The organism is Serratia sp. CC22-02 (assembly GCF_900182895.1).
Lineage (GTDB): Bacteria > Pseudomonadota > Gammaproteobacteria > Enterobacterales > Enterobacteriaceae > Serratia > Serratia nevei.
Genome location: NZ_FXUD01000001.1, coordinates 1,335,515 through 1,351,621, shown reverse-complemented (window position 1 = coordinate 1,351,621; position 16,107 = coordinate 1,335,515). Strand labels below are relative to the sequence as shown.

Annotated in this window: 16 protein-coding genes; 11 read left to right on the top strand and 5 right to left on the bottom strand. The window is 58.3% G+C overall.

Features of this window, described 5'->3' with window-relative positions:
- Positions 1-7 precede the first annotated feature (7 nt).
- From pgaB to pgaD, 3 genes are read left to right on the top strand one after another with little or no spacing between them, the layout of a single operon-like run.
- Positions 8-2,014, top strand: coding sequence for a poly-beta-1,6-N-acetyl-D-glucosamine N-deacetylase PgaB (gene pgaB, locus QOL81_RS06450; RefSeq protein WP_283439728.1), 2,007 nt, complete (start codon positions 8-10; stop codon positions 2,012-2,014).
- A complete protein-coding gene (gene pgaC / locus QOL81_RS06445) occupies positions 2,011-3,345 on the top strand; it encodes a poly-beta-1,6-N-acetyl-D-glucosamine synthase (protein ID WP_087763436.1) in 1,335 nt (444 codons plus the stop codon). The genes pgaB and pgaC overlap by 4 nt, the downstream gene beginning before the upstream one ends.
- Complete coding sequence (pgaD, locus tag QOL81_RS06440; RefSeq protein WP_060419934.1) at positions 3,342-3,782, top strand: poly-beta-1,6-N-acetyl-D-glucosamine biosynthesis protein PgaD; 441 nt, start codon at positions 3,342-3,344, stop codon at positions 3,780-3,782. Before pgaC ends, pgaD begins: the two co-directional genes overlap by 4 nt.
- Here the strand turns inward: pgaD and QOL81_RS06435 are convergent.
- Positions 3,779-4,234 (bottom strand): DUF805 domain-containing protein, encoded by a 456-nt coding sequence (locus QOL81_RS06435; protein ID WP_038876550.1) that lies wholly within the window; start codon positions 4,232-4,234, stop codon positions 3,779-3,781. The genes pgaD and QOL81_RS06435 overlap by 4 nt on opposite strands.
- A 279-nt stretch (positions 4,235-4,513) precedes the next feature.
- Between QOL81_RS06435 and mltB the strand changes: the two genes are divergently transcribed.
- Positions 4,514-5,602: a lytic murein transglycosylase B gene (gene mltB, locus QOL81_RS06430; RefSeq protein WP_038876549.1), complete on the top strand. Its 1,089-nt coding sequence runs from the start codon at positions 4,514-4,516 to the stop codon at positions 5,600-5,602.
- A 57-nt stretch (positions 5,603-5,659) separates the two neighbouring features.
- Here mltB and QOL81_RS06425 read toward each other — a convergent pair whose 3' ends face one another.
- Entirely contained in the window at positions 5,660-6,811 is a 1,152-nt protein-coding gene (locus QOL81_RS06425) for a porin (protein WP_038876548.1), read from the bottom strand.
- A gap of 398 nt (positions 6,812-7,209) precedes the next feature.
- Between QOL81_RS06425 and QOL81_RS06420 the strand changes: the two genes are divergently transcribed.
- From QOL81_RS06420 to QOL81_RS06410, 3 genes are read left to right on the top strand one after another with little or no spacing between them, the layout of a single operon-like run.
- Entirely contained in the window at positions 7,210-7,500 is a 291-nt protein-coding gene (locus tag QOL81_RS06420; RefSeq protein WP_169318652.1) for a hypothetical protein, read from the top strand.
- Between the two features lie 46 nt (positions 7,501-7,546).
- Positions 7,547-8,470 (top strand): DMT family transporter, encoded by a 924-nt coding sequence (locus tag QOL81_RS06415; protein WP_070915258.1) that lies wholly within the window; start codon positions 7,547-7,549, stop codon positions 8,468-8,470.
- Positions 8,471-8,473: 3 nt separating this feature from the next.
- Positions 8,474-8,776: a hypothetical protein gene (locus QOL81_RS06410; RefSeq protein WP_084827321.1), complete on the top strand. Its 303-nt coding sequence runs from the start codon at positions 8,474-8,476 to the stop codon at positions 8,774-8,776.
- 11 nt (positions 8,777-8,787) lie between these two features.
- Here the strand turns inward: QOL81_RS06410 and dsdC are convergent, their stop codons facing one another.
- A complete protein-coding gene (gene dsdC / locus QOL81_RS06405) occupies positions 8,788-9,717 on the bottom strand; it encodes a DNA-binding transcriptional regulator DsdC (protein ID WP_033648097.1) in 930 nt (309 codons plus the stop codon).
- 384 nt (positions 9,718-10,101) lie between these two features.
- Between dsdC and QOL81_RS06400 the strand changes: the two genes are divergently transcribed.
- Positions 10,102-11,580, top strand: a complete 1,479-nt coding sequence (locus QOL81_RS06400; RefSeq protein WP_283439727.1) for a DUF8093 domain-containing protein — start codon at positions 10,102-10,104, stop codon at positions 11,578-11,580.
- Between the two features lie 7 nt (positions 11,581-11,587).
- Positions 11,588-12,331, top strand: a complete 744-nt coding sequence (locus QOL81_RS06395; RefSeq protein WP_060419947.1) for an ankyrin repeat domain-containing protein — start codon at positions 11,588-11,590, stop codon at positions 12,329-12,331.
- A gap of 93 nt (positions 12,332-12,424) precedes the next feature.
- On the opposite strand, the gene QOL81_RS06390 is transcribed toward QOL81_RS06395, so the two are convergent.
- Positions 12,425-12,676 carry a CsbD family protein gene (locus QOL81_RS06390; protein ID WP_047730161.1) on the bottom strand — a complete coding sequence of 84 codons (252 nt, stop codon included), beginning with the start codon at positions 12,674-12,676 and terminating at the stop codon, positions 12,425-12,427.
- A gap of 134 nt (positions 12,677-12,810) precedes the next feature.
- Positions 12,811-14,307, bottom strand: a complete 1,497-nt coding sequence (locus QOL81_RS06385; protein WP_149571504.1) for a helix-turn-helix transcriptional regulator — start codon at positions 14,305-14,307, stop codon at positions 12,811-12,813.
- A gap of 229 nt (positions 14,308-14,536) precedes the next feature.
- Here QOL81_RS06385 and QOL81_RS06380 point away from each other — a divergent pair, with 229 nt between their 5' ends.
- Together QOL81_RS06380 and QOL81_RS06375 are read left to right on the top strand one after the other, a co-directional pair.
- On the top strand, positions 14,537-15,508 hold the full coding sequence (locus QOL81_RS06380) for a hypothetical protein (RefSeq protein ID WP_169318651.1): 972 nt from the start codon (positions 14,537-14,539) through the stop codon (positions 15,506-15,508).
- A gap of 1 nt (position 15,509) precedes the next feature.
- Positions 15,510-15,731, top strand: a complete 222-nt coding sequence (locus tag QOL81_RS06375; RefSeq protein WP_004936288.1) for a hypothetical protein — start codon at positions 15,510-15,512, stop codon at positions 15,729-15,731.
- Positions 15,732-16,107: the final 376 nt, after the last annotated feature.

Genomic DNA, 16,107 nt, shown 5'->3' with positions numbered 1-16,107 from the left:
AATAATCATGCTTATTCGATCCTCGCTTTTTGTGTTGGCCGCGTTGCTGACCACCGCCTGCAGCCAGGCGGACGTGCCGCGCTTCACGCCGCCGGCGGAGCGCCCCGTGGGGCCGATGGAACGCCCTTGGCCGGCCAACCGTTACGCGGTGCTGGCGTATCACGACGTGGAAGACGGCGCGGCGGACCAGCGCTACATGTCGGTGCGCACCAGCGCGCTCAACGAACAGTTCGCCTGGCTGAAGCAAAACGGCTACCAACCGGTGTCGGTCGAGCAGATCCTGCAGGCGCAAAACGGCGGCCCGGCGTTGCCGAACAAGGCGGTGCTGCTGACCTTCGACGACGGCTACCGCAGCTTCTACAGCCGGGTCTTCCCGCTGCTGAAGGCCTACAACTGGCCGGCGGTGCTGGCGCCGGTCGGCGTCTGGCTGGATGCGCCGGCCGGCAAGCCGGTCGATTTCGGCGGCCTGATGACGCCGCGCGATCGCTTCCTCACCTGGCAGCAGGTGCGGGAGGTGTCGGACTCCGGGCTGGTGGAGATCGGCGCGCACACCTACGCGTCGCATTACGGCGGCATCGCCAACCCGCAGGGCAATACCGAACCGGCGGTCGCCAATCGGCTGTACGACGCCAAACAGGGCCGCTACGAAAGCGAGGCGGAATATCGCCAACGCATCGAGAAGGACGTGGCGTTGATCACCCAGCGCATCACCGCCGCCACCGGTAAGGCGCCGCGCGTGTGGGTCTGGCCGTACGGCGCGGCCGGCGGCGTGGCGCTGGACATCGCGCGCAAGCACGGTTACCGCATGGCGCTGACGCTGGAGAACGGGCTGGGAGACGTCAACGCGCCTGAAAACGTGCCGCGCATGCTGGTGGCCGGTAACCCGTCGCTGACGAGCTTCGCCCAGCAGCTGACGCAGATACAGAACCGGCAGCTCATGCGGGTGGCGCACGTCGATCTCGACTACCTCTACGATCCCGATCCGCAGCAGCAGGCCAAAAACCTCGACAAGCTGATCCAGCGCATCTACGACCTGCGCATCAATACCGTTTTCCTGCAGGCGTTCGCCGATCCAAAAGGCGACGGCAACGTGCGCGAGCTCTATTTCCCCAACCGCTGGCTGCCGATGAAGGCCGACCTGTTCAACCGGGTCTCCTGGCAGCTCTCTTCGCGCACCGGCGTGGCCGTGTATGCCTGGATGCCGGTGCTGGCGTTCGAACTGGGCTCTGACGTGCCGCGCGTACAGCGCCTCGATCCGCAAAGCGGGCAGCTGTCGGTAGACGACAAGCAGTACCGCCGCCTGTCGCCGTTCAGCCCGGTGGCGCGCCAGCGCATCGGTGAGATCTACGAGGATCTGGCGGCCCACGCCACCTTCAAAGGGATCCTGTTCCACGACGATGCCCTGCTGTCGGACTTCGAGGACGCCGGCCCCGACGCCGTTGCGGCCTACCGCCAGGCCGGCTTCGCCGATTCGGTGGCGGCGATACGCCAGGATCCGCAGCAGATGGTGCGCTGGACGCGCTTCAAGAGCCGGGCGCTGATCGCGTTTACCCAGTCGCTGACCGAGCGGGTGCGGGCGATCCGCGGCCCGCAGGTGCAAACCGCGCGCAACATCTATGCGATGCCGGTGCTCGATCCCGCCAGCGAAGCCTGGTTCGGCCAGAATCTGGCGGATTTCCTGCAGGCCTACGACTGGGTGGCGCCGATGGCGATGCCGCTGATGGAAAACGTGTCGCGCGCCGACAGCGGCCGCTGGCTGGATCAACTGGTGGGCAAAGTGGCCGCTTACCCCGGCGCGCTCGATAAAACGGTGTTTGAGTTGCAGGCCGTCGACTGGCGCAAGGAGCGCCGGATCAGCCTGGATGACGGTCAACTGCTGGCCGAATGGATGCGTCGCCTGCAGCGCAATGGCGCTCAGAGCTTTGGTTATTACCCCGACAACTTCCTCGACGATCGGCCTAAGCTGGATGCCGTTCGCCCGGTGTTGTCCTCAGCCTGGTTCCCACTGCCATGACCGATCGTTTAATTGCCTTATTTATCCTGTGTCTGGTGTTGAGCGTGCCTTTCGGCATCGTCCTGCTGTTTACCGGCGAAGTGCTGCTCAACTTCGTGTTTTTCTGGCCGCTGTTCATGTCCGGTATCTGGATCGCCGGCGGCATCTATTTCTGGCTGCACCGCGAGCGCCACTGGCGCTGGAGCCCGGACATGCCCGCGCCGGTGCTGCCGGGCAACCCGTTGATCAGCGTGCTGATCCCCTGTTTCAACGAAGGGTTGAACGCGCGTGAAACCATTTCGGCGGCGATGGCGCAGCGCTATGAAAATATCGAAGTGATCGCCATCAACGACGGTTCCAGCGATGACACCGCCGAGGTGCTGGATCAGTTGACGCTGGAGTTCCCCCGCCTGCGGGTGATCCATCTGGCGCAAAATCAGGGCAAAGCGATCGCGCTGCAGGCGGGCGCGGCGGCGGCGCGCAGCGAGTTTCTGGTGTGCATCGACGGCGATGCGCTGCTGGATCGCGATGCGGCGGCCTATTTGGTGGCGCCGCTGTTGGCCAATCCGCACGTCGGCGCCGTGACCGGCAACCCGCGCATCCGCACGCGCTCCACGCTGATCGGCCGCATCCAGGTCGGTGAGTTTTCGTCGATCATCGGCCTTATCAAGCGCACGCAGCGCGTCTATGGCCGCCTGTTCACCATCTCCGGCGTGGTGGCCGCGTTTCGTAAGCAAGCGCTTACCGATGTCGGCTACTGGAGCCAGGACATGATCACCGAAGACATCGACATCAGCTGGAAGCTGCAGCTCAAGCACTGGGCTATCTTCTTCGAACCGCGGGCGCTGTGCTGGATCCTGATGCCGGAGACCCTGCGCGGGCTGTGGAAGCAGCGCCTGCGCTGGGCGCAGGGCGGCGCCGAGGTGTTTTTAAAGAATCTGCGCAACCTGTGGGCCTGGGAGCACCGGCATATGTGGCTGCTGTTCGCCGAGTATTGCCTCTCTACGTTGTGGGCGTTCACTTACCTGGTCAGCGTGCTGATTTTCCTGGTCGGGCTGGCGGTGCCGCTGCCGGAGGGCATTCGCATTCACTCGTTGCTGACGCCGGCGTTTACCGGCCTGGTGCTGGGCGTGGTGTGCCTGCTGCAGTTCACCGTCAGCCTGCTGCTGGAGAAGCGCTATGAGAAGGGCTTCGGCCGCTCGCTGTTCTGGATCATCTGGTATCCGCTGGTGTATTGGCTGCTCAGCCTGCTGACCACGCTGGTGGCGTTTTCCAAAGTGATGTTGAAAGCTCGGCGCGGGCGTGCGCGCTGGATCAGCCCCGATCGGGGCATTGGGAGGATCAAAGAATGACGGACGTCCTGATTTATTCCGAACGCGGCCTGCTGCCGCGCGTGGTAGACAGCCTGTTGACGCTTTTTGCCTGGTGCGGCTTCCTTTATCTGTTCAGCCGAGGCCTGATGTCGGTGATGGATCAGCACGGGGTGGGGTCCGCCCTGTCGCTGCTGGAGGTGATCTCGCTGTATATCATTGTGGCGTTGTTCAATGCCGTCACGTTGATCGCCTGGGCCAAATACAACCAGTATTTCTCCCGCCGCAGGGCGGCCGGCCGCTGGCGGAAACAGCAACCGAACACCCACATCGGCTATATCACGCCGGAGTTAACCCGGCAGCTGCGGCATTTGCCGATCGCCGTGGTGTCCCATAACAGCGGCGGCGGCATCAGCCAGGTCAGCGGCAGGCTGACGGCGGCCGAACCGGCAGCGAACAAGGTGGTGCAGCTGCGTTAGTCGTCAGCGTTGCCGTCCGGCTTGCGGCGCAGCCCGCCCGGCGGCAACAGCAGGGCGCAGATCATGACGGCCAGGCTGAACAGCGGCAGCCAGCGCGCCACCGGGCCGGGGGAGTAGTTGTTGAGCACCGAGCAAACATAGCACGCCACGGCCAGCGCCCAACCCGGCAGGCCGATATCGTTGAGCCGAAACGCGGTTTTGGCCATAAACCACGTCACCAGGCCGAAACAGAACAGCGCCCAGACCATAATGCACAGCAGGTACAGCAATACCGAGACGAATTCCTCGGTATCGCCGTGCGCATGGGCGCGAAAATGGTTTTTATCCAGGTAGGTCGACAGAAACGACAGCAACACGATGCCAACGGCGAAGATCGCCAGCGAGAAAACAAAGGGTTTGCGCGAGATGCGCCCACGGTAAAGATCTTTGGCGAGTTGTCCGAGAGATTCCATTACAGTCCATTGTTGTGATCATTGCGGCGATAGCCGGATGGCAAGCAGCCGGGCATTTTATCGGGGTAAAAGGGGGCGTCAAGGTGATAATTTTTCTCATTTAGTCGCGGTTGAGATTCCGCGCGGCCGCACCGGGCGTCCTTTCACCGTGCAAAACGTCACAATTTGGCACGTTTGGCTACCTGACGCGGTAATTGGCGACATAATCCAGTTTGTTCGCGCCGAACAATGCATTAACATAACTCCCACTTATCTCTTGCATGGTTATATGGATATCCGATGCGTCACCTGGTTGCGCTTTTACCGCTGATTACCTTGCTTGCTGCCTGTAGCAGCACGCCGAAACCCAGTCCCACCGCTACGCCGCAAGGCACCCCGGTAAAGGGCGGCTTTTTGCTGAGCCCGGCGCACAGCGGCGCGCCGCTGGGGGGTGATTTCGCCAATAACCCGAATACCGCGCGCTTTATCGATAAGATGGTGCAGGAACACGGCTTTGATCGGCAGCAGCTGCACGACGTGCTGGCGCAGGCACGGCGCTTGGATTCGGTACTGCGGCTGATGGACAGGCAGGCGCCGACGCCGTCGACCCAGGGGCCAACCGGGCCGAATGGCTCCTGGCTGCGCTACCGCAACAAGTTCATCACGCCGGATAACGTGCAAAACGGCGTGGTGTTCTGGAATCAATATCAGGATGCGCTGCAGCGTGCCTGGCAGGTGTACGGCGTGCCGCCGGAGATCATCGTGGGGATTATCGGCGTGGAGACCCGCTGGGGCCGCGTAATGGGTAAAACCCGCATTATCGATGCGCTGGCGACGCTGGCCTTCGACTACCCGCGCCGCGCCGATTACTTTGCCGGTGAGCTGGAAACCTTCCTGCTGATGTCGCGCACCGAAGGCGACGATCCGCTCGAACTGCGCGGCTCCTTCGCCGGCGCGATGGGCTATGGGCAGTTCATGCCTTCTTCCTTCAAGAGCTATGCGGTCGACTTCAACGGCGATGGCCATATCAACCTGTGGGATCCGGTCGATGCCATTGGCAGCGTGGCCAATTACTTCAAGGCGCACGGTTGGTCCAAAGGCGAGCCGGTCGCGATTCAGGCCAACGGCCAGGCGCCGGGGTTGGAAAACGGCTTCAAGACCCGCTACTCGGTCACCGCGCTGGCGGAAGCCGGCCTGAGCCCGCAGGGATCGCTCGGGGATAACCAGGAAGCCAGCCTGCTGCGGCTGGACGTCGGCACCGGCTACCAGTATTGGTACGGCCTGCCGAACTTCTACACCATCACCCGTTATAACCACAGCACCCATTACGCCATGGCGGTATGGCAGCTGGGCGAAGCGGTAGGGCGCTCGGCGCGCGGCGGTTTCTGACGCTGCGCCCATAAACGAAAAAGGCCGCTAGCGCGGCCTTTTTTACGTTCTGAGCAATCAGAAATCGTAGCGCAGACGCACCACGGTCATATCGCCGAGGTTGTCGGTGCTCGATGTCAGCACGTGCTCTACGTCAACGCGGAAGCCGTAGTCAAACTGCACGGTAACCCCGAGGCCGTTGTCGATGCGCTGGTAGTTGCGCCCGGTGACGTATTCCAGGCGATCGCCCATAAAGTACGGCATCACCGATTTCACCGCGTACTGGCCAACCGGCACGGTATAACCGGCCAGGTATTCGATACCCCACGCATCGCCGGCGAAGTAATTGTTGACGTCGGCTTTCTTGGTGGTCAGGAAGTCGTGGTAGTAACCGCCGCCGAAGGTGAGGGTCCAGTTGTCCGGTTTCCAGCTGAGGGCGGTGCCGACGATGTTCTGATCGTAGCTCTTGCTGCCGCTGGTGGACGGGTTGCGCATTTCGGCGCGGGTGTAGTTCCAGGCGGTGCCCCAGGTCAGATCCTGCGTGATGTGGTAATCCACGCCCAGTGAGCCGCCGCCTTTGCGCTTATAGCGCAGGCCGTTGCCCGGCAGGTAGTCGCTGTCGCTGAACAGGTACGACGCATAAACGTCCGCATCGCCGAAGCGGTTCTTGTACTTCAGCATCTTGCGTGAACGGTAAGAGCCGTCGTAGTCGCCGTTGATGCCGTTGCCCGGCGCCTGGGCCAACATGTCGTAGTCCCAGATATCGGTCTTGGCGCCAACCACATCATAGTAAACGCTGTTCTGCTGGCCGAAGGTCATCTGGCCCCAGGTGTTGCTTTTCAGGCCGGTGTACAGCATGCGGCGGCTGGTGTTTCTCGCGCCGTCGGCATAGTGATGATCCCAGTCGAACAGCGCCGGAATGTTTACGCCCAGCTCGTAGTAGCTGATCCAGCTGATATCGTCGAACAGGTAGTAGTCCGCCGCGAAACGGAAGCGGGTGCCGCCGTCAAAGCCGTTACGCTTGTAGGAACCTTTGTCGCCGTCGCCCGTCATGTTGTTGAACTGCGGACGGATGCTGCCGCCAACGGTGAAGTTCAGGCGGCTGAGCGGATCACCGGCCTGTGGATCCTGCTTCAGCAGGGTGATTTCCGCCTGAGCGGCGAACGACGCGCTGCCGATCGCCAGACCCAGCGCCACCGCTTGAGTCAATACGCGCAATTTCATTGCCATGTGTTATCCCTGTTTTATGTATGACCGCCCCCATCAGCGCCGCCATGCCGATGTTTTGCGCAGAACGCTGCGTTTTTGCGCATTTTGACGGTTTTTTTTGGTGTTTTAGCGGCGGGCGGCATTTGTAACATAAACAGGGACATAAATAATTACTTTTCTTGCTAATTATTGGCCGGTTTTTGACCATTCCGTGCGGTGCAAAGGGCCGCTGTTCATGTTTCTCGATTCGGATGAATTCATTTAACGCCAAGGTTTATATTTTTCATTTGTCAGTCACCGGCGCCAGCCTGTAATTTCATCCGTGCAAGAGGTAATTAATTTGAGCCTTTTACCGGTGTATTAACGTCAGCCTTTGTCTGCGTAATCGGCCGGCATGAATAAGCGATTGGGAGGTCGCCATGAGAAACCTGTTAATGTTGTTAGTGGGGCTGTTTTCACTGCCTGCGATGGCGGCGGAGTCGCACGTTTGTCATTCTCAAGCGTATGATTATGCAGAGGTTAGTAAGCTTAGGCTGTCGGATGACACCCTGTTCACCTGCCGCGGCGTGGGGCGCCTGACGATCCCTGAATTAGCGCGTAAAGGATGGAGGGTGATTCATCTGGCGCAGCAAACGGAATATACCGACTCTGCCGATAGCGATGGTGAGGTTATTAAGCTTTATCAGGAAATCGTGGTTTATAAAGAATAACGCGACGGTTGCCCGTTATTATTCTCACGGTGGCGAGAACCCTATTATGAATGCGAGAATCGGAATCGACGGCAGGGCTGCCGCCGCGATGGTGATGCTATGCGCCATCTGGGGAATGCAACAGGTGGCAATCAAGGCCGCCGAGCCGGATGTGTCGGCGGTGCTGCAAATCGCCATTCGCTCGGGTCTCGCCGCGTTGGCGGTTTACCTGCTGGCGCGCGGCCGCGGCGAGCGCTTCACCTGGGATCGCGCCACGCTGTGCGCCGGTTTGAGCGTGGGGGCATTGTTCGCGCTGGAGTTCTTTTTTGTCTCCGCAGGGCTGCGTTACACCAGCGCCTCGCATATGGCGGTGTTTTTGTACACCGCGCCGCTGTTTTCCGCCCTTGGCCTGCATTTTCTCCTTCCTCAGGAGCGCCTGTCGCCGGTGCAGTGGCTGGGCATGCTCATCGCCTTTGGCGGCGTGGTGCTGGCCATATCGGGCATGGCTGAGGGAAGCGGCGGAGCCGAACGGCTGAAAGGCGATCTCTACGGCCTGCTGGCGGGGATCGCCTGGGGAGCCTCTACCCTGGTGATCCGCACCACGCGCCTGGCGGAGTGCCCGGCCAAACAGACGCTGCTGTGCCAGCTGACGGGCGCCTGTGTGCTGTTGTCGTTGCCGGCGCTGGCGACGGGAAACCTGCATTTCACCCTGAGCCCGGTGGCCTGGTACAGCCTGCTGTTCCAGACCGTGGTGGTGTCGTTTTTCAGCTACCTGATCTGGTTTTCGCTGCTGCGTCGCTATCAGGCCTCCTCACTGGGCATTCTCACCTTTATGACGCCGGTATTCGGTATCCTGGCGGGGGGCGTTATTCTCGGCGAGCCGTTGCAAATTGAGTTTGTATTGGGGGCCGTGCTGATCGTGCTGGGATTAATCGTGGTGAGTTGTTCTTATCTTATTTATTTTGACCGAAGGGTGGCACCCAAAATATAAATTATGGATGTTGATGTACAGAACTACCAAATAAGCTGCGAAAGCCAATTCATTATCCAGCTGCAAATATCCCGCTATGCCTGGGGCGTGCCGCTGATCACGCTCAGCGATAACGGTGATTTTACCGTGATAAGAAGCCGAGGCTGGTCGAGGTTAGCTAATGGGATGCAATTGGAGGTTTATTATTTCGCCAATAATTCCCTGCTTACCTGGGATAAAAACCGCAAATATATCTCTTATTCAAAGGCCGGCCGGCTCTACGCCTGCGCGCTGCATTTTTCTTATTCCCCCAAAATAGAGCGCTAACCCTCTGGCCATCAGACCAGAGGGGCGATTTTCATGATCCACTGCTTAAACGCGAGGATTTTCGGCCACTGCCGCTCGGAGATGGTCGAGGTGAAATAGCAGTGCTCGCAGGGCACGGTCATGTCGGTGAACGGAATGATCAGCTCGCCGCTTTTGATCCAATCCTGCACCAGATTGAGCCGCCCCATGGCGACGCCAAGGTGCCGCGTGGCGGCCAGCACCGCGAGATCGGAGCGGTCGAACTCCATGCTCTTGCTGTCGGTATCCAGCCCCAGCGCAAAGTGTTGCGACCAGGTTTGCCACTCGTCTTCGCCGGAGTTGTAGCGATCGTGCAGCAGCGTGCAGTGGGCCAGGTTTTCCGGCGCATCGTACAGACTATGTGCGGCGGCATACTGCGGCGTGCAGATCGGCACCATCGATTCCTGCATAAAAGCCTCGTCCAGATGCCGCCCCGAGGGCAGTTTGCCGAAGTACATCGCCAAGTCCACGCCGCGGTTGGCCAGGTTGATGATCTCCTGCCCGGTCAGAATGTTGAGGTGAATGGTGGGGTGCTGGGCGATAAAGTCGCCGATGCGCGGCAGCAACAGGCATTGCACCAGAGAGGGGTGCGAATAGAGGGTCAACGTCCCCGTCAGCTCGCGATTTTTGATGTCCAGAATTTCCTGATTCAGCGTGTTGAAGGAGCTGTCCAGCGCCCATTGCATGCGCTCGCCCTCCGGGGTCAGGGTAATTCTGCGATGAAAGCGCTGGAATAGCAGGAAGCCCAACTCCTTTTCGAGCAGATTAATGCGGTGGCTTACGGCGCTGGGGGTGATCGACAATTCTTGCGCCGCCAGCGCAAAAGATAAATGACGGGCGACGCATTCGAAAGTATGCAGCCGGGAAAATTGATAGCTGGTCAGCGGGGTGGCCCGCTGTGAATGTTTTTTACTGGGGAACATGCTATTTCTCCGTGCACGTAATGCGCTAATATTAACACTTAATGGCATGAGTGATAAACCCAAGTTGATTAATATGTTCAGTTTATATATCAGGACCCTGTTTACTGATTACCGTCATAGATTTTAAGGATTAAGATGATGAGATAACATGAACCGGTAAATGACTTGTCTGCTGGCAGACTGAAATTAGAAATTGACGAGGTCTGACATAAACCTGTTAAAGATAAATGTGACGTAGAAGGAGAAACGGTGAAAAATAAGGCCGTTATTTCTTACGCACGTATCGGTCAAGTAGAGCTGTAGGTATGATGAAAAACTGGCTCGTCCAGTGACGTTCACTGACAGACGAAGGGAAAGCCAGTAGCAAGCCGAAGGGAGGCCATTGTGCAGTTGATTTATTTTATGTCGGAATCGTTGGCGCCGGAGAAATTCGCCCGCATCCTTAATCCCGCCGATGCGCGTTATGAGCTGGAGCGGCATTACCTGTTCGGCGGTTCGTCCATGTCGTCGATATCGAGCAGGCACACTATCACGCGCAATACGCAGTCCGGTATTGGCGTATCGAGTTACCGGGAAGATAGCGGCATGAAGCGCGGCGTGTTTGACGAACTAAAACGCGGCAGTTTGCTTGCCGTCGATGCAAGTATCGGTGCCTGGAGCCCCGTCAAATATCCGTTTTTCATCAATGCGCAAGGGCGCCTGCAGCGTTATCCCGGGACTGTATTACCGCCGCAGTACCCAGTCGAACGTATAATTCAACGTTATGAAGAGATGATCAGCCGATACGCCGCCAGGCCTAAACCAACGTCCTTACCCCCGAGACAAAACACCGCTAAAAATCCCCCGCTGATGCAGGCGGTGGTCGCCGCCGTTGGCTCAAGCCTTACCGTCATCAAAGAGGTCGTTCGCCCAATGAGCAAACAGGAGCGTTGGCAGGCGAGAAAATATCTGATTGGTCGGGGGGAGCGAAGTATCTATCCGGATGCGCGGATTGCGGCGCAACGCCTGGCGCAAAATAACGTCGCGGTGGAAAAGGCCAAGCTGGCGCAGAATGTCTATAACACGACCAATCCGTTGGCGGCTACGCCAGGCGTGCCGGAAGGATGGCGGGATGTGAGTAATGACGGCGGTTTTTTGGATGGTTTAGGGGTTCGCCGGGAAATGCTTTATGACAATGAGATATCACCGGGTTTTTTGGCAAGGGTTTATGCTCCGGATAAAGCCGTGTTTGGCGATGATATGAATCCGACAGTTGTTTTTCGCGGGTCAAGGATGCCTGAACTTCCTAATGGTAAACTGAATGCGGCGAAGAAGATATTTATCGATCGTGAACTGCCAGAGATAAAGAACCTGGAAGACTGGACGAATAACTTCAACCAAGGCAGAGGTGCTGAATCTGCATACTATCAAAGAGCTGTAGATATTGGCTCTTTATTAAAGGGCCGGGTAGATATCTCCGGGCATTCGCTAGGCGGTGGGCTGGCATCGGCGGCATCAATGACCAGCGGTAAATCTGGGTGGACATTTAATGCCGCGGGATTGAATTCGGGTACCGTGGAAAAGTATGGGGGTTCCTTGGTGGGCAGTGAGGATATTATCAACGCCTACCGGGTGAAGGGCGAAATTTTGACGAGGTTGCAGGAAGTCGATCTCAGGCAAGACTTTATCGACGTTAATGGCAACCTTGCATTATTGGCCGCGAAGGAAAAAATATCGTCACATTTGCCGGATGCTGTTGGTGTTAAACACACGCTTGATGGCGGTGTGGGAAATATGGGGGACCGACATGGCATCCAACAAGTGATAGACTGCATCGAACAGGAAAAAGACGATGATATCGCCACAATCGGTCACAGGATATAGAAGCTCGATGAGACAAGTTTTTAACGTGTTCGCAGCGCTGTTCATCGCGATTGGATTGGTGTTTACAACCGGATGTAAGGAGAAAGGAATGGACTTGCCGCCAGAAGGTTACTTTACAGGTCAACAGCTTGTGTTGGCTAAGGCTATCCGCGATGGGAATATCGGCAACATCAAACGGCTGGCGAAAGAGACGGATCTGAACAGCCCCGGTGAACACGATATGACATTATTGTTTTATGCCCTGGCGACGTCGACTCATGACAATGCCACGCCGGAACGGCTGCAGATTGCGACCGAGTTGGTAAAGGCCGGAGCCGATCCACTGCAACCTCGCCCCAATGGCGGTGCCAGTCCTGCTGAATGGATGGCAAAATTAGACAACGGTATTTGGTTAAAGGCATTGCTTGATGGGGGATTGTCTCCTAATGCAAGAGGCAAACTTGATGATCTACCAATAATATTTCAGACAATTAAATCCAGTAATACAGAGACAATGGCGACACTGATAAAATATGGTGCGGACATTAACATTCAGGATAGGTTAAAGAGAACACCATTAGTGGAGTGTGCTTATTTGGGGCGAATTGACCATATGAATCTTCTGCTTAAACATGGTGCAAATCCGTTTATTGAAGATAGATTTGGTGAAAACTTTGTTGATTTACTCGATGATAAAATCAAGAAAACGGAGGGTAATGATTCATTGCATACTCGATACCTTGAATTAAAGAAACTGCTGAGAGTTCAATAACAAATCGGGCCTGCATCGCCGAAAAGAACCGCGCCCGGTGGTGACCCTCCGGGCGCGGCATTCAGGGAAAAACGGTATGCTTGTCGGCGCGCATCAACGGCGGCGCAGCAGCAGGCCGGCCAACAGGCCAGCGCCGGCAATGAGGGCTAATGCAGCGAGGGGGTTTTTCTTCATCATGCTGCCGGCGCAGCTCAGGGCGTCGCCGTATTTTTCTTGCAGCGCGCCCGCTGCATAGCGCGTGGCGCCTTCGGCCTGCAAACGTTCGTTTCCGGTGACGTCGCCCGCCATTTCCTGCGCTTTGCCCGCCACTTTTTCCATCATGCCATTGGCCTTTTCGCTGTTCATTATGATGCGCTCCTAATGTTCGATCCGTTTGGCTTCCGCACAGGGCGAAAGCCTGCATTTGCACCTCCATGTTATGCACTTCACGTTGTGCCTATAAGGGGCGTTTGCATCGGTACGGATAGTGCATTTGCAGGCTACTTGCCGTTCCTGGTGGCCGGCCCGCCGGTAAAAAGACCGCGCTCCCTGGCCCAGACGATGGCTTCGCTGCGGCTATGCACGCCCAGTTTGGAATAGACCGTCGCGACATGATTGCGAATGGTGTTGAGCGCCAGATTGAGGCGCGCTGCGATTTTCTTGTCCGGCAGCCCCTCGCAAATCAATTCCAGCACATCGCGCTCGCGCGGCGTGAGATCGCTGGCGTTAAATCCGGTCTGATCGGGCCGGTTGATGCTTTTCACGTTGGCCAGTTTTTCAATCAAGGTTTGGCTGAACCAGGAAGCGTCCTGCATCACTTCCTCGATGGCGCTCACCAGCTCCAGCTCCGAGCGTTTGCGTTCGGTAATGTCCATGAGCACCAGCAGGTAGCAGGGCGCATTGTGAATGCTGACGGCATCCGCCGAGGCCACGCAGTCGATCGGCTCGCTCCCTTTCTTGCGTACCCGGATGTCCAGTCCTTCGACGTTACCGCTTTTTTCCAGCGCGGCAAACAAACGGCGGTTCGCCTCGGGATCGTCAATAAATTGGATCTCATCGACCGTTTTGCCGATCAAGGCTTCGGCGTCGTACTCGGTGGTGCGGGTGAAGGCTTCGTTGACGTCCAGCACGCGCCGCTCGTGCGCCGTACACAACAACGTCGGCACCGGGCTCAGGCGAAATGCCTTGGCGAACCGCTCTTCACTTTCCCGCAGCGCCGATTCCGCCTGACGCCGGGGTTCGAGATCGGTAAAAGTGAACAGCATGCAGTCGTCTTCATTGATGTCCAGCGGTTGGCCGGCAACCACCACCAGCTTGCTTCCGCCACCGGGCAGTTTCAGCTCGGCCTCCATTTGTGGAATGGTTGCGCCTTCCCCCAGGCGCTGAATCGCCAGCTCTTTGTGCTCAGCCTGTTCCAACACGTCGAGTTCATAGACCGAACGCCCCATGACCTGTTCACGCTGGTAACCGGTCATATCGAGGAACCCCTGATTGACCTTGACGTAACGCAGGTCGCTTAGCCGACAAATGACCGCCGGCGCTGGATTGGCGTTGAAGGTTTTTTCAAAGCGCTGTTCGGCGCTGGCCCACTCCGTCGCGTCGCTCAGGATCAGCGCCAGCAGCTCCGGCTGCCCCTGCGCATCGGTGATAATCAGGCTCCGCAGGCGGTGCACCCAGAAGCTGTCCGGATCGTCGACCTGCCGAACTTCCACTACCACATCGGTGAAGGTCTCGCCATCGGCAACCCGGTTTAGCGGGTACTGTTCCAGCGCCAGCGGGTGGTTGTTGCGATAACGCAGGGCAAACCGCGCCGCGTACTCGTCGGCATTGGCCCCCAGGGCTTTCTGGTGGCTCACGCCATGCATGGCCAACGCGGCTTCGTTGGCCCAAAGCAGCGTTTGATCGGTATCCGTCAGGATCACGCCGTCGGACAAGCCGGAGATGATTTGCTGCAGGTGGCCGCGGTGGGTTTCGCTGGCCAGGACGGATGGGTTCATGTGCTCTCCGCTAGACAGAAGGGGGAGCGGCCTCTGACGGGGGCCGCGGGTTACGCTACTCGCTGAGCAGCTTAGTGCATAACGTGCGTATTCGCAGGGTGTGAATGCACTAGTCATTCTGGCGCAAATGAACCGGGACGGCCGACGGCGCCGCGCGGCAGACTGGATTTGTCTGCGCGGTTATCCGCCGTGCGTGCAATCACTTGTCCAGAAAATATAAGGAACAACGATGACCACTGTCTATGAATCAAATCGCTTTGCGTTTCAGGTGTCATGGGGCTCGATATTGGCCGGGAGTGCCGTGGCGCTGGTGACTTATCTGATCTTCAGCGTGCTGGGTACGGCTGTCGGTGCCCAGGCCGTGGATATGATGCAAAAGGGCAACCCGCTGAGCGGCTTTGGCACCGGCACCGGGATCTGGCTGCTGGTTTCAACGCTGGCCTCGCTGGCCGCAGGCGCGTTCGTCGCCGGCCGCACCGCACCGAATCGCGGCGGCTTGCATGGCCTGCTGAGCTGGGCGATCACCACCTTGCTGACCACCTGGCTGGTGGTTTCATTGGCGAGTGGCGTGGTGGGGCTGGCGGGTAGCGCGGTGGGCAAAGGGCTTTCGCTGGCGGGCAGCGGCCTGGCGGCGGCAGCGCCAAACGTGGGCGAAGGCCTCAAGCAACAGCTGGATAAAAAAGGCATCAGCCTTGACTGGGGAAGCCTGGAAAACCAGTTGAACGCCACGCTCAAGCAGACCGGCAAGCCGGAACTGGATCCGGCTCGGTTGGAACAGAAGGCCGATAGGGCGACCGCCGACGGCAAGCAATCGGCCATGGACGCGGCGGCCGATCCGGCGCGGGCCGCCTCCGAGCTCAAGCAGTGGTTCGACCGCGTCAAGCAGTCCGGTGAGCCGACGTTGAGCGCGGCCGATAAGGGTGCGTTGGTGAATATCGTTGCGGCGCGCACCGGCAAGAGCCGTGATGAAGCGAGCCAAATCGTCGATAACTACGCTCAGGCTTACCAGCAGGCGGTGCAGAAAGTGGAGAAACTCAAGGCTGAGGCCGAGCAGAAAGCGCGTGAAGCGGCCGATGAAGCGGCTAAACAGCTGTCGCGCGCCGCATGGGGGTCGCTGTTGGTGCTGCTGTTGGGCGCCGCGCTGAGCGCCGGCGTGGGGCGGATTGCCGAATCAACTCGCCGCACCCTCGCGGTAAGTTGAGATGAAAAAAAACCTGTCGTGCATTTCGCTGAATTATCGAAAAGTAGCCGGGGCCTCTGCGCCCGTGCTCGTCATCGATTTTTGCAACGAGAACAACGAGCGCTATACCCTGCGCTACAACCTGCCGCCGGATACCCCGGAACGCACCGAGCGGCGGGTGTCTTTGCTGCTGTATCTGTTGCGTAAGCACAGGTCCGCAGAGATCGACAACCTGGCTGATTGAGCAGCCCGTGAATGAAAAGCCCGGCTTTGCGAGCCGGGCTTTTTGCTGCGCTTGGTCAATAAAGCGTGGCACAAGCAGACGCGGCACTGTTACGAGGGAAGGGGAGGCGGTTCAGCGGGGGACCAGTGGCGATCCCATTGACATGGAGGGAAAATAGGGCATCGAACAGGGTGTGTTGAAACGTCGATTCTTCACCGTGCGGGAGAAGATAAAAAAGAAACTCGCAATGACGATCTGCGATTATCGGGCCCGAGGTTAAGATCTTGCGCTTATCCGCCGCATCTTCCTTCGCCACCGTTCATACTTTTTCGTATTCGGCTCAATAGTTTTATCAACCGGCCAAACAATAAAACACGATTTAATTTGTGATGATGAA